Annotated in this window: 12 protein-coding genes; 4 read left to right on the plus strand and 8 right to left on the minus strand. The window is 59.8% G+C overall.

The features are described from left to right. Window positions 1–23 precede the first annotated feature (23 nt). Window positions 24–3,365 carry an arabinosyltransferase domain-containing protein gene (locus HMPREF2808_RS11230; RefSeq protein ID WP_070624707.1) on the plus strand — a complete coding sequence of 1,114 codons (3,342 nt, stop codon included), beginning with the start codon at window positions 24–26 and terminating at the stop codon, window positions 3,363–3,365. 2 nt (window positions 3,366–3,367) lie between these two features. Here the strand turns inward: HMPREF2808_RS11230 and HMPREF2808_RS11235 are convergent, their stop codons facing one another. Further along, entirely contained in the window at window positions 3,368–4,198 is an 831-nt protein-coding gene (locus tag HMPREF2808_RS11235) for an alpha/beta hydrolase (RefSeq protein WP_070624709.1), read from the minus strand. A gap of 14 nt (window positions 4,199–4,212) precedes the next feature. Further along, entirely contained in the window at window positions 4,213–6,129 is a 1,917-nt protein-coding gene (locus tag HMPREF2808_RS11240; protein ID WP_070624711.1) for a M13 family metallopeptidase, read from the minus strand. 42 nt (window positions 6,130–6,171) lie between these two features. On the opposite strand from HMPREF2808_RS11240, the gene HMPREF2808_RS11245 reads away from it, so the two are divergent. After that, a complete protein-coding gene (locus HMPREF2808_RS11245) occupies window positions 6,172–6,663 on the plus strand; it encodes a hypothetical protein (RefSeq protein ID WP_070520291.1) in 492 nt (163 codons plus the stop codon). Next, a complete protein-coding gene (locus HMPREF2808_RS11250) occupies window positions 6,660–7,502 on the plus strand; it encodes a PrsW family intramembrane metalloprotease (protein WP_070624713.1) in 843 nt (280 codons plus the stop codon). Before HMPREF2808_RS11245 ends, HMPREF2808_RS11250 begins: the two co-directional genes overlap by 4 nt. Before the next feature lies 1 nt (window position 7,503). Here HMPREF2808_RS11250 and HMPREF2808_RS11255 read toward each other — a convergent pair whose 3' ends face one another. After that, window positions 7,504–8,106: a zinc metalloprotease gene (locus HMPREF2808_RS11255; RefSeq protein WP_070520298.1), complete on the minus strand. Its 603-nt coding sequence runs from the start codon at window positions 8,104–8,106 to the stop codon at window positions 7,504–7,506. A gap of 101 nt (window positions 8,107–8,207) precedes the next feature. Next, window positions 8,208–8,981 carry a hypothetical protein gene (locus HMPREF2808_RS11260; protein ID WP_083303761.1) on the minus strand — a complete coding sequence of 258 codons (774 nt, stop codon included), beginning with the start codon at window positions 8,979–8,981 and terminating at the stop codon, window positions 8,208–8,210. A gap of 269 nt (window positions 8,982–9,250) precedes the next feature. Between HMPREF2808_RS11260 and HMPREF2808_RS11265 the strand changes: the two genes are divergently transcribed. Continuing rightward, window positions 9,251–10,558 carry an HNH endonuclease signature motif containing protein gene (locus tag HMPREF2808_RS11265; protein ID WP_246818578.1) on the plus strand — a complete coding sequence of 436 codons (1,308 nt, stop codon included), beginning with the start codon at window positions 9,251–9,253 and terminating at the stop codon, window positions 10,556–10,558. A gap of 47 nt (window positions 10,559–10,605) precedes the next feature. On the opposite strand, the gene HMPREF2808_RS11270 is transcribed toward HMPREF2808_RS11265, so the two are convergent. From HMPREF2808_RS11270 to HMPREF2808_RS11285, 4 genes are read right to left on the minus strand one after another with little or no spacing between them, the layout of a single operon-like run. Beyond that, window positions 10,606–10,863, minus strand: coding sequence for an MGMT family protein (locus HMPREF2808_RS11270; RefSeq protein WP_232748534.1), 258 nt, complete (start codon window positions 10,861–10,863; stop codon window positions 10,606–10,608). Window positions 10,864–10,876: 13 nt separating this feature from the next. Beyond that, complete coding sequence (locus HMPREF2808_RS11275; RefSeq protein WP_070624715.1) at window positions 10,877–11,581, minus strand: VOC family protein; 705 nt, start codon at window positions 11,579–11,581, stop codon at window positions 10,877–10,879. After that, the gene (locus tag HMPREF2808_RS11280; RefSeq protein WP_210386973.1) at window positions 11,581–11,859 is read right to left on the minus strand and encodes an RNA-binding S4 domain-containing protein; all 279 of its coding nucleotides are present in this window, start codon (window positions 11,857–11,859) and stop codon (window positions 11,581–11,583) included. The genes HMPREF2808_RS11275 and HMPREF2808_RS11280 overlap by 1 nt, the downstream gene beginning before the upstream one ends. A gap of 19 nt (window positions 11,860–11,878) precedes the next feature. Beyond that, entirely contained in the window at window positions 11,879–12,526 is a 648-nt protein-coding gene (locus tag HMPREF2808_RS11285; RefSeq protein WP_141752610.1) for a LysE family translocator, read from the minus strand. Between the last annotated feature and the right edge of the window lie 36 nt (window positions 12,527–12,562).

A 12,562-nucleotide genomic window follows, 5' to 3' on the forward strand; every position in this document is an offset into this window, starting at 1 on the left:
GGCGGTGACGTAGACTGATCGCCGTGTCAGATCGGAATACCTCTTCACTGCGAGCACCGCAGTCTCTGCGGCTCACCGCCATCATCGCTGGATTCATCGGTTTCCTGTGCTTTGTGGCCACGCCGCTGCTGCCGGTGAACCAAACCCAATCTTCCTTCGATTGGCCCCAGCAGGAGTCCCTGCAGTCCATCAACGCCCCGCTCATCTCGGTGGCGCCGGAGGAGATCGATGCAGAGATCCCTCTGAAGGCCGTCGATAAGCTGCGCGATGGCCAGGACCTGCTTTACGGCACCGTGCCCCCAGAGTCCAAGAAGGCCTCCAACCGCGGCATGTTTGTCCGCGCCGGCGAGGATGGTCTCTCGGTGACCAGCCTCGATGAGGTCATTTTCTCTCTCACGGCCGAGCAGGTGGCGAAGCTGCCTGAGGACTCCACGCTCCGCATCCAATCCACCGGTGACGGCACCACCGTCTCCTTGGGCAAGCACAAAGAGACCTCCGAGGAGGATCTCCGCCCTCAGGTCACCGGCGTTTATACCGAGATCGACGATTCCCCGGAAGCCCTCGCCGAGCTTGGCGACGACCTCCGCATCCACGTGGAGATCAACTCCCGCTTCACCTCCTCCCCGACACCGCTCAAGCTCATCGCCATGTGGCTGGGCCTGGCCATGGTGGTCATCAGCCTGGTCTGCCTGTGGCGAATCGACCGCCTCGATGGCAAACGCCTCGGCTTCATGCCCGAAACCTGGAAGCAGATCCGCCCGCTCGATGGCGTCGTGGCGGCTGTTCTCGGCTGGTGGTACATCTTCGGTGCTAATACCTCCGATGATGGCTTCATCCTCACCATGGGACGCGTTTCCGATCACGCGACCTATATGGCGAACTACTACCGCTGGTACGGCGTCCCCGAGGCTCCGTTCGGTGCGCCGTACTACGACCTCGTGGCATGGCTGGCGCAATTCTCCAGCGCGTCCATCATCGTGCGCCTGCCTGCGCTTATCTCAGCGCTCATCATCTGGTTTATCTTGTCGCGCGAGATGCTTCCGCGCTTCGGCGCTCGCGTCAACGAGCGCCGCCTGGCGCACTGGACCGCCGCGTTCATGTTCCTGGCTTTCTGGCTGCCCTATAACAACGGCATCCGCCCCGAGCCCATCGTGGCCCTCGGCGTCATGCTGACGTGGGCCTCTTTCGAGCGCGCCATCTCCACCCAGCGCCTCCTTCCGGCGGCGGTGGGCACCATCATCGCCACCATCACCCTGGCCGCTGGCCCCACCGGCCTCACCGCGGTGGGCATCTTCCTGGTCTGCCTGCCCGCCCTGTTCCGCATCATGGGCAAGCGCGCTCCCCAGATCGGCTGGACAGCTCTCATCGCCCCGTTCCTTGCCTGCGGCACCGCTGTCATGGTCGCTGCCTTCGGGGACCAAACGCTAGCGTCGGTCCTCGAATCCACTCGCGTGCGTTCCGCGGTCGGCCCGTCCCTGCCGTGGTATTCGGAGTTCGTGCGCTACTCCACGCTCTTCGAGCCCTCCGTGGACGGCTCCCTGACGCGCCGTTTTGCCATGTTCACCATGCTCTTCTGCTTGGCGCTCATCATCTATGCCTTCATCAAGGACCACCGCGTCGTCGGTGCGGAGGCAGATCCCACCAAGCGCCTGCTGGCCATCATGGCGCTCTCGGCCTTCTTCCTCATGTTCACGCCGACGAAGTGGACGCACCACTTCGGCATTTACGCCGGTGTCGCCGGTGTCATCGCCGCGCTCGGCTCGGTGGTCCTTTCCCAGATTGCCATGCGCTCCCCGCGTGCCCGGACCTTCTCCATCGCCGCGGTGATCTTCCTCCTGGCCATCTCCCTGGGCGGCTGGAACGCCTGGTGGTACGTGTCCTCCTTCGGCATCCCGTGGTGGGATCGCACCGTGCAGTTCAAGGGCATCGAGGCCAACACCGTGGTGCTGGCCATCGCCATGGTGGTCCTGGCGATTGGCCTCTACCAGTCCCTGGTTCACAGCTATCGCAAGAACAAGGCCGAAACCGCCGGCACCCTCGAGGAGTTCGAGGCCGCCAATGCCGCCAAGGTCTCGCGCTGGGCGGGTGTCATGTCCGCACCGATTGCGGCGGCCTGCATTATCATCGTGGCCTTCTCGTGTGCCTCCTTTGCCAAGGGCTACGTGGCCCAGGCGGATTCCTACTCCGTGGGCAAGGGCAACCTGGCTTCCCTGCGCGGCGATACCTGCTCGCTGGCGGATTCCACCATGATGGAGACCAACACCAACGAATCCTTCCTCACGCCAGTCGAGGGCGAATTCCAGGACTCGCTCGTTGACAAGAAGGAGGACAACTTCGGTTTCGGCCCCAATATGATCAAGGAAGATATTGAGCCGGAGAACCTCAACTCGGCGTCGGTAGGCGCTATTGCCAACACCACCAGTGACGACTCCGCTGCGTCTAACGAGCAAACCGAGACCGAAACTGAAGAAAAAGCAACCGAAGTCACCGACTCCTCCGCCGGCGGCGTGCGCGGAACCCTGGGTGTCAACGGCTCCGAGATGCACCTGCCGTTCAACTTGGATTACCGGAAGGTCCCGGTCATGGGCTCCTACGATGAATCGCAGCGCTCGACCGCCACCATCACCACCCAGTGGTATAACTTGCCGGAACCTGGCGACAACACCCCCGTCCTCTCGGTCGCTGCCGCCGGTAAGATTTACCACCACGACGTCAACGGAGTGGAGCAGGAAGGCACCGAGCTCACCCTGGAGTACGGAACACTCAAGGACGGCAAGGTCACCAACAAGGGTGAGGCCGAGCTTTCCGACGTCGGCGCGACCCCCAAATGGCGCAACCTCCGCATTGCTCTAGACGAGCTCCCAGAGGAGGCCAACGTTGTGCGCCTCGTCGCGATCGATGATTCCACCGATGAGGACGATTGGATGGCGTTTACCCCGCCGCGCGTCCCGGAGCTTGCCACCATCAACTCCCAGTTCGATTCCTCTACCCCGGCACTCCTCGACTGGTCCGTGGCCCTGCAGTTCCCCTGCCAGCGCACCTTCGACCACTACGCCGGCGTGACCGAGATCCCGCAGTTCCGCATTCTTCCCGACGCCGCCGCACAAACCTCCCTCACGGACTTCCAGTCCTTCTCCGGTGGTGGTGCGCTGGCAACTGCGGAGGCAGTGAACTACTCCTATGAGATCCCGAGCTACCTCAACAATGATTGGGCGCGCGACTGGGGCTCCATTGAAAAGTATGAGCTGCGCACCAACTCCCGCGGCGAGGCCCCGCTCGAGGCGGATATCGACCAAGAAATTATCCAGCGCTCCGGCCTGTGGAAGAACTCCGAAATGAAGATTCGCCCCGAGGGCGAACAGTAGAACTACAGGAACTCGGCCGAATCTTTAATGCGCTGCCGCGCCACGGCCGGGGTCGAAATACGGTGCATGGACACGTACTCCGCGGTCTGTGCACCGGGGATCTCCACGCGCTCAGCAATCTCATCCTGCGCCGCGGTCTGGACCAAGATGTCGGAATATGCCGCTGGCAGTGCCGCCTCGTCGAGGACGTAGTCACCACGGATCTCCTCCGGCAGCTTGGCCAGCGCGCCAAAGTCGGGGAAGGTGAGGAGGAGGGCGTCGGCAGGCACCAGCGCTGCGAGCGCCCCACCGGAGGAATATCCCCACACCGTCACGCGGTTGGCCCCATGGTCGCGCGCATAATCGACGGCCGCCTGAACCGACTGAACCATCTCCGCCACGGTGTGCTCCGGCGCCAACGGATAATCGACATCAATGATCGTCGTGCCCGACAACTGCGCTGCGGCAGCAACTTCGGGCCGCCATTGCATTTCTAGCGCCTTGCCGTCACCGCGCCACCAGCCGCCGGAGTGCAGCGACACCGCCCAGCGACCAGACTCTTCTGACGGCCTAAAGATCGCTCCCACCTCAGAGTCTTCAACGCTCACGCCTTCCGTAAAAACGGTGCCGGGCAGCGAGTGATCCACCGCAGATCCCAGCACCATCATGGAGGCCTGCACGATACGGTCCGGCAGCAGCGCGCAGTAGCGGTCCGCCTCCGGCGAACCTCCACCGGCCCACGGCGGGCGGAAATCCGGCAGCGGGTAGTGCACCTCCATGTAGGAGGAGAGCTGCTCGAGCTGTTGTTCTGGACTTAGCTGGCGATCCTGGCCGCCGATATTCCACTCACTCATGGCCCCCAAGGGTACTACCAGATGGTGACGCGCTCCTCTGGGACAAGACCACCCTCGACATCAAAAGCCTCGTAGAATTCGTCGATGTTCTCGGCGATGATGTTGCAGCGGAACTCCGCCGGCGAGTGCGGGTCAATGGCCAGGTACTGCGTGGCCATCTCCGGACGAATAGCAGTGCGCCACACGCGCGCCCACGCCAGGAAGAAGCGCTGCAGACCGGTGTACTCGTGCTCTGCCAATTCCGGCTCAGCACCCTCGGCCTCAAACGGCGCTACCTGGCCGTTGATGTCCAGGCCCTTGTCGGCGCAGTAATTCTTGTAGGCCACCACAGCAATACCCAGTCCACCGAGGTCACCGATGTTCTCACCCAGGGTGAAGCTACCGTTGACACCCGCGGAATCGGTGCCCTCCAGCACCTTCGGCACCTGGCCGTGGAACTGGTCCACCAGCTTCGCAGTCAACTTCTCGAAGGCCGCGCGGTCCTCATCCGTCCACCAGGAGTTGAGGTTGCCCTGGCCGTCGTACTGCGAGCCCTGATCATCAAAACCGTGGCCAATCTCGTGGCCAATCACCGCGCCGATGGCACCGAAGTTCTCCGCCGCGTCCGCGTCCGGATTGTAGAAGGGCGGGCGCAGAATCGCCGCCGGGAAGGTGATGTCATTGACTACTGGGTTGTAGAAGGCATTGACCGTCTGCGGGGTTGCGAACCACTCGTCGCGGTCGGCCGGCTTGCCAATCTTGGCCAGCTCATAATCGTGGCTCCACGCACTCCCTGCGCGCACATTGGCCACCAGGTCCGCACCCTTGGGAGAAAACTCCAGGTCGGAGTAGTCACGCCAGGTCTCCGGATAACCAATCTTGGCCTTGAACTGCGAGAGCTTCTCCAGCGCACGCTCACGAGTAGCCGGGGTCATCCACTCCAGCTGCGAAATCCTCTCGCGGTATGCGGCGGTAAGGTACTCCACCAGCTCATCCATCTCGGACTTCGAAGACGGCGGGAAGTGCTTGTCCACGAAGACCTTGCCAATCTCCTGGCCCACCATGTTCTCTGCCAGGCCCACGGCGCGCTTCCAGCGGTCACGCTGCTCGGTAGCGCCAGAAAGCTTGGTTCCGTAGAACTCGAAATTCTTCCTGCCGATCTCCTCAGTAAGGTACGGCGCGCGCGACAGCAGAATGTGCCACGTGGCCCACAGCTGCCAATCCGCCATGCGGCCGGCGGTAAACAGACCCTCCAGATGCTCAAAATACGACGGCATCATAGCTACCGCACGGTGCTCGGGCAGTCCCCCACCCTGCAGGATGGCACGGGTGATGCTGGGCAGCTTGGCGACGTCCACCGGGTTATACGTCTTCACCGCATCACGCGAGGCCACCACATCCCAATGCCCTGCAGCAATTTCCTTTTCCAGATTCACGATGCGCGTAGCGGCCGCTTCCGCGCCCAGCCCGAAGAGGCGAGCCGGATCCAGGAATCCAAGCATCGCTGCGACGTGCTTCTCGTAGGCCTCAAGCGTCTCCGCGTGGGCTTCCTCGCGGTAATAAGCCTCATCTGGAAGGCCCAGGCCGGACTGGATAATGTAGGCCACCGCCTCCTCGGAGCCGGAGTCCTTTTCTACCCAGAAGGTAACCGGGGCGCCGACGCCCTCGCGCTCCAGCACGCCCAGGTTGTGCGCCAGCTCTTCCGGGTCCGCCGCCACCAGCTTGTCCAAATCTTCGGCCAAAGGCGCCGTTCCCGCAGCGTTCACTCCCTCAACGTCCATGTGGGAGGAATACACGATCCCCGGACGGCCTTCGTCTTCCTTAACGATGTCATGGACGAGTTCCTCGGCTTCGTCGCGAAGCGCGTGAAAAGTCCCGTCAACACCGCGGTCATCGGGAATAACGTGGGACTCAATCCAAGGGCCATTAACAAACTGATACAGATCCTTCATGCACTTCACTCTATGTCAGATGTACCCATTAGTGTGGTGTGCATGACTTCTTATCGTTTCCCGCCAGCGAAGATGACGGGGCCGTTTTTCGCTGTGCTTGGGGTGACCCTCCTCGTGCTCGGCACGCCCGCCGTCCTCAGCTTGGCGCTGCCGGACCACGATCCTGAAACCGAGCCTGTTGTCCTCGACGATCCTGAGTGGCGTCAGCCTATCGACGGCGTCGAATGCAGCGTGAACTACGATTCCGTGGCCAACCAGGCGTGGGATTGCGGCGATACCTTGGTCGAGGCCTACCTCACCTCTGATGTCGACGATGACGAGCTGGCCCTGCGCCGAGCTGTGCGCGCCACGACCTTCGGGTCGATGCCGAAAGAAGAAGTAGAAAACCAAGACGGCATCCTCGTACTGCGAACGTATACATACATCCCGGTCGTTGCCTTTAGCGTGGCCAAGGACGATCTCAACTACGAGCTCGTCTTTTCAGACGGAAACCCAGAAGAAATCGCCGATCAGTTTATGGAGGCCTTCAAGTGAGCAAGATCTTCCGCGTGGCGCTGTGGGTCATCATTGGTATCTGCCTGCCTGCAGCTCTGATCAACCTGTTAGGTGCTTTCCTCGTTGCCCCGCTGCCGGGCCTAATAAGCCTGCTGATCGGCTTTGCTTTCTTGGCGCTGGGGCTGTATCTATGGCGCTTGAGCCCAATGTGGGCATCACCTGCCAAGGGATGGGCCACAGCCAGCGTGCTGTGGGGAGCCGGCACCGCGGTGTCTTTGGCGCTCCTATCAGCACTTCCGTTCAGCTCCCTCACCAAGGGCGTGGGATGGGAAGAATCCATGATGTCATGGGCCGGAGCTTATCCGGAGGAGTTCGCCAAGGCGCTGGGCGTGGTTTTTGTGTTACTCAGTTTCCGCCAGCTCAACCGTCCTTGGCATGGTTTCATCGTCGGCGCGCTTGTGGGCTGGGGTTTCGAGGTCTTTGAAAACGTCCTCTACGCTTCTCTCGGCGCCGTCATGCACCCGACGTCTGATTGGATTGGCATGCTGCAGATGTGGGGGCTCCGCCTTGTGGCGGGCCCAGGCCTACACATGTCACTGACGGCCATCGCAGGCTTTGGCATCGGCTGGGCCATTTACGCCGCCCACAAAACGTGGTGGTGGCGCCTCGGAGTGGGCGTGGGCGCGCTTTTTGTTTCCTTCTGTCTCCATTTCGCGTGGAACTACATGTGGGATGAGACATGGCAGCTGGTCACGCAGTACATCGTGGTCGCGCTCATCCTCTACCCCATCGTCATCACCCTGGGGCTTCGCGCCCACCGCCTAGCCAAGGCGGACGATACCTACTCGCACTCGCCCGGCTCAGCCAGCCTGCGCTGAATTAGTCAAACTGCCCCTGCAGGACAGCCACGGCGTCAAGCGGAGTTACGTGATAGGAAATGGGGTTCTGGTTTGCGCCGGCCATGAGGGCGTGGGCGCAGGAGTGGCCCGCTCCCATCATGTGGCCGAGCTCGTGAGCGATGGTTCCCTGAAGCGCCTCTGGGTACTGAGCGGTGGCCGCCTTGATGAAGAGCATCCCGTGGTCCGGGTAGGCCGTACCCTGGACGTAACCATTCGGCTCCGGCTTATAGATGATGGCGATGGTGTCATCATCGGCCTCGGACGGCGCTACTTCCTTCAGAGAAGCCTTGCCGTCGAGAGCATCGTTCCACTCAGCTACCGCGGCATCGAGCTGCTCGCGGTAGGGGAAGTTATCCGCCACCTTGTACTTGAGCACGCCGCTCTTGAAGTAGGAAGGAACGGAATCAGCATCGTGCAGAATCGACGGATCCGGAACCGGCTTTCCTTCGTTTGCCAACTTGGTGATGGAGGTGCAGGTGCCAGGGGAAATGAGCGAACGAGTTTGGTCGCTCTTCGCCGAAGCCGACGGGGCAACGGTCAAAGCAACAACAGCAATGGCCGCGATGGACAGGGCCTTACGCATAGGGAAATACCTTTCGGGTTAGTAACCGCTTATTTGGTAGCCGAGAATATATTAATTTCTCAGTTTCCGCAAAGGTAAAACTTAGCTAAACCCGTGGCCAATCAGCACACGTGCGATGAACTAGGCACAGCGCGCTTCAGCTCCGCACACGCCCTATCGCGCAGGTCCTGAGGGGGCGTCGGCAAGCTCGGCGCTTGCGGCTGTACCTCCACCGCGCCGAGCACATCTGCGGTGAGATCCGCGGGAGATCCATAGGTATTTGCCGCCACACTATATCCAGGACCGAAAGAAGCGCTCGCATGCACCTGCCGGTCATCCGACCACCCAAATTTCGTTCCGATAATGCCCGGAATCCGCGCGGTGCCGAAGTCCTGACGATATCCGTCGGATGCCGTAGGCGCTGCCGTCGCCATACCTTTCATGAGCGGTGCAGCAACTGGGTCACCAGATATCACCCCAATAAAGCGAGCGAGATCCTCCGTCGACGTCGTGGTATTGCCCCAGTAACCGTTGTGATGGGTCTCCCCCAAGCGATATTCCCCGATGATGGAAGGTATGGCCTGCGGATACTTCCGCTCCAGATCGCTAGCGGTGCCATCCTCAGAGAAGCGAACCATGTTTTCCACCCGCGCTTTATCCTCCGGCGCGCCATATTTCAGGACCCACATTCCTAGGTACAGCTTCGCGAGGGATAGCGCAGGACGAGACTCGTGGCCATTTCCAGTGGAAACCGAGTTTCCGTCGGCATAGCGCACGGTCATTTGAGTGCGTGGCGGAACCTTTCCAGGATCAAACGTCAGGGCCTGGGCGGATGGCGCAGCGACGGTCGCTAGCGCAAGACCAGCAATAAGGGAGCGGAGTTTAAGCACTTTCATAGATTAACTCAAGCCACAGCTTCAACAGGCTTGATTGGAACAACGCTGCCCTAGGGGTTCAGCGCGCACTCTTCCCGCCCCAGGGTTCGAACAGGTCTTTCATTAGCCCCTTTCCCATTAGACTCTCCCGCCGAAGCTCAAAGCGGCGGCAGGCTGGGTAAACACAAAATCAGTAGTCACATTCACCTCTCTAATCACAACTTTCCGCCAGGGTATGGACTTTCCAAGCGGTACAGAATAAACTCATTTTTCGAAAAGGAATTCGGACAGTGGGGGTTCGATCCTTCTCAATATCTCTAACAAAAGAGGGGGTTGAATTGTCTTCCGCTACAGAAGCCGTTGTTTCCTATTTTTCTCATTCCAATCCGAACGACCCGGTCTGCATGAAAGGTAAAGCCATACGCCAAGCAGACTACGAGTTTTGGTCTAGCGTCCTTCCCGCCTTGGATGAGGACTCAGATACAGCGTGCATGCGCCTTGGGCTAAAAACCGGCAAAGCGGCCGGGGCGGTTGCTCGCATAGTCATGGGGATTTACCGCCTTAGAGAGCTACCCCAGCTCAAAGCCCTGCAAGATGCCGATTTCTTGCTGGACTTACCTGCGCTGATCGCCATCGACCAGGTCATGGCTAAACTCGGCCAACCTTCCACTGAGGTAGTGGCCACCATTGACGCTGCGTTGGCCCGTTGGCTTACACCTACGAAGCCAAATCAGGTATTTCCCACCACGTCGCAGATTCGTCGTCGCATGCGTGACCTTGTCAAGGTCCATGACGACTCCATCGCAGTGGAGGATAAGCGCACAAAGAATCGATATTCCCTACTCACCCGCGACCAGCGCGCCACCATAGAACTAGAGGTGGATAGCAGCGTTGGAATCATCATCCATGAGGCGATTAAGGCGGCTGCTGAAAAGCATGAGGTGTCTATGGCAGAAGCACTTATCCTTCTAACGACCGGAAAGGTAGAACCAGAAGCTGCCCGCGTAGTGCTCCACACTTATCAAGCGAGTGATGTCGAAGACGCGCCAGTATATGTTGAAGGGCACGGCTGGCAGGTAGAGAATATCCCAGCACAAGCCGTAACGAAAAGGGACTTGAGTACCAAGCCGGAAGCCACTAATGGCTACGGACCAGCCACGTTGGTTCGCAAATATGTTGAAGGGCGCGATGGCACCTGCCGTGCAGCTGGCTGCGGAATGCCGGCGTGGCTGTGTCAATTAGACCACCGTATTAACTATGCCGATGGTGGGCCAACGCATCCGGACAACATGGTGGCGTTGTGCCAGCATCACCACAACATGAAGACCGATGGGCGGGCGTTCTATTTTTTGGATCCCGATACCGGGGATGTGGTCTGGCTCTTTGAGGATGGGACCTGGGCAATCACGGAGCCTTCCGGGCCACTAGCACCAAAGAACAAGCGCTGGGCGCGAAGCGTTGCGCAAGATATTGAAGGGTACCGCGCTAGGAAGCACCGGGAAGCTCAGGAGTTTAAGGCCGAGCTAGATCAAGAACAGCAAGCAAACAAAAATAAGAAGACCGCTTATGGCAAGGGAGATGAAGAAATCCCCTTCTAGATAACTAGGTTCGTCGCTTAAAACGACGAACCACATTGGCGATCGGCTTAGAGGAGGTAATTGAGGTCCGCCGCATCCAGCCCGCATTCAGCGAGCACCACACTATCGCCGCGGTGTGGAATGCCTTCGGCATCCCAATGGGCTTGGGCAGCGGAGGTGTGCGCGCGGCCGGTACTGTTGACCACACGCCACCAGGGCAGATCTTCGCTTTTCGCCATCACCCAGCCCACATAGCGCGCCCCGACCCCTACGACTTTGGCGATCTCTCCGTAGGTGGAGACGTTGCCAGGCGGAATGCGGAGCACAACTTCCGTGACCCTAGAGCTCGACGGGTTCTTCAGGGGCATCCTCGACCTCGCACAAGGTAAGCGTCGCACCCGTGGAATCCTCAATCAGGCACAATCGGCCGAATGGTGAATCGTGGGGCTCGCGGATAACCTGCCCGCCATTCTCCACAACAGCCTTCGCTGCTTGCTCGATGTCCCGCACGCCCAGGTAGGTTTGCCAGAAACTCGGCAGACCTTCTGCATGCCAGAACCCAGCGAAGGCAGCGCCTTCTTCCTCCGCAACCGCATAATGCTCATCACCACGGATTTCCCAATCGAAGAGCTCACCATAAAAGTCCAGCGCTGAGTGAAAATCCTCCGAGACCGTCAGCTCGTGCCACACCGGGGTGCCAGGCTCACCGCCGGCGACGAAGCGGTCGAGCTCCGGCTGCGTCAAGCCAAACATGGCACCGGACTTGTCGAGTACGAGCGCCAGCGGGGCACCTAAAGCGAGGATTTTTCCGCCGAGTTGTTCTACTCGGGCGCAATCGGCTTCCAAGTCGCGGGAGAGGAAATAGGTAGCCCAGGTGTCTTGACCCGGAACAATTTCTGCGATCGGCAGACCTTGAAGGCGGGCGATGCCATCTTCGAATTCCCAGCCCAGCACGGCCGAGTAAAGCTTCTCGGAGGCTTTCACATCAGAACTGGCCAGAGTAATCCAGTAGGGCATTCCTACTTCAGCTTCAAAAGCGGGCATTAAAGGTTCCTCCACTTCTCCGGGTCGAAGTCATCATCGGCGGTGGCCTCATCAAAATAATCGTCGTCGTCTTCGACGACGCGGGCGCAAGTGTCGGAGACGCAGATGACGTCGCCAAGCGCCAGCGTTGCTCCGCGCTGCTTAGTCACTTCCCCATTGACGGTGACCTGCCCCTGCTCGATGAGTTCTTTGGCCTCTCCCCCGGTGGCGACCAAGGAGGCCCGTTTGAGGAACTGGCCGAGCTTAATGGATTCTCCCTTAATTGAGACTTCTAGCATGTTGACCAGCATACCCAGCTCAAAGCGCAAGAATTCCCTCTGCCAGAATGATAACGCCAAGCAGGGCAAACACAACTCCGCTGAAGATATCTACCCCAGCGGAGTTCTTTGCCATCCACTTCGCCACTGCACGGGTGCTCAACGCTACGCCGACGAAAATAATGAGGCTTTCAATAACCAACACAGAGCCAACCGTGGCATTCGCGCTCAAGCCCATGCCCGGATCGATGAAGTTGGCGAAGATAGCGCCGAAGAAGATGAGCACCTTGGGATTAGAAAGATCGCTGACCAAGCCCATGCGGTACGCCGTGCCGAGTCTGATGATGCCGTCCGGGGTGAACCCGCGCGGTTGAGGATTCATGGTTGCTGGAGCACGACGCTCTTTAATGCCGCTGCTTATTGCAGAAAATGCCATCCATAGCAGATAGCTACCGCCGGCAATCTGCAGCGCCACAAGGATTTCAGGATGGGCCGAAATCAGCGCGGTAAGCCCCGCCAGCGAAGCAACGGTCCATATCATCAAGCCAGTCGTGCTACCTATTGCGGCCCACACCGCTGCACGCGTGGAACGCGCACCCAAACGAATAATCTGAACCACATCTGGCCCCGGCGAAGCCATCGCCGCGAACCACACACCCATCAAGGCCACTATGGCGCTGAAAGTCACCTAACCCCCCATACTCACATGCGTTTTCACTAACAC

The organism is Corynebacterium sp. HMSC078A10 (genome assembly GCF_001811565.1).
Classification (GTDB): domain Bacteria; phylum Actinomycetota; class Actinomycetes; order Mycobacteriales; family Mycobacteriaceae; genus Corynebacterium; species Corynebacterium hesseae.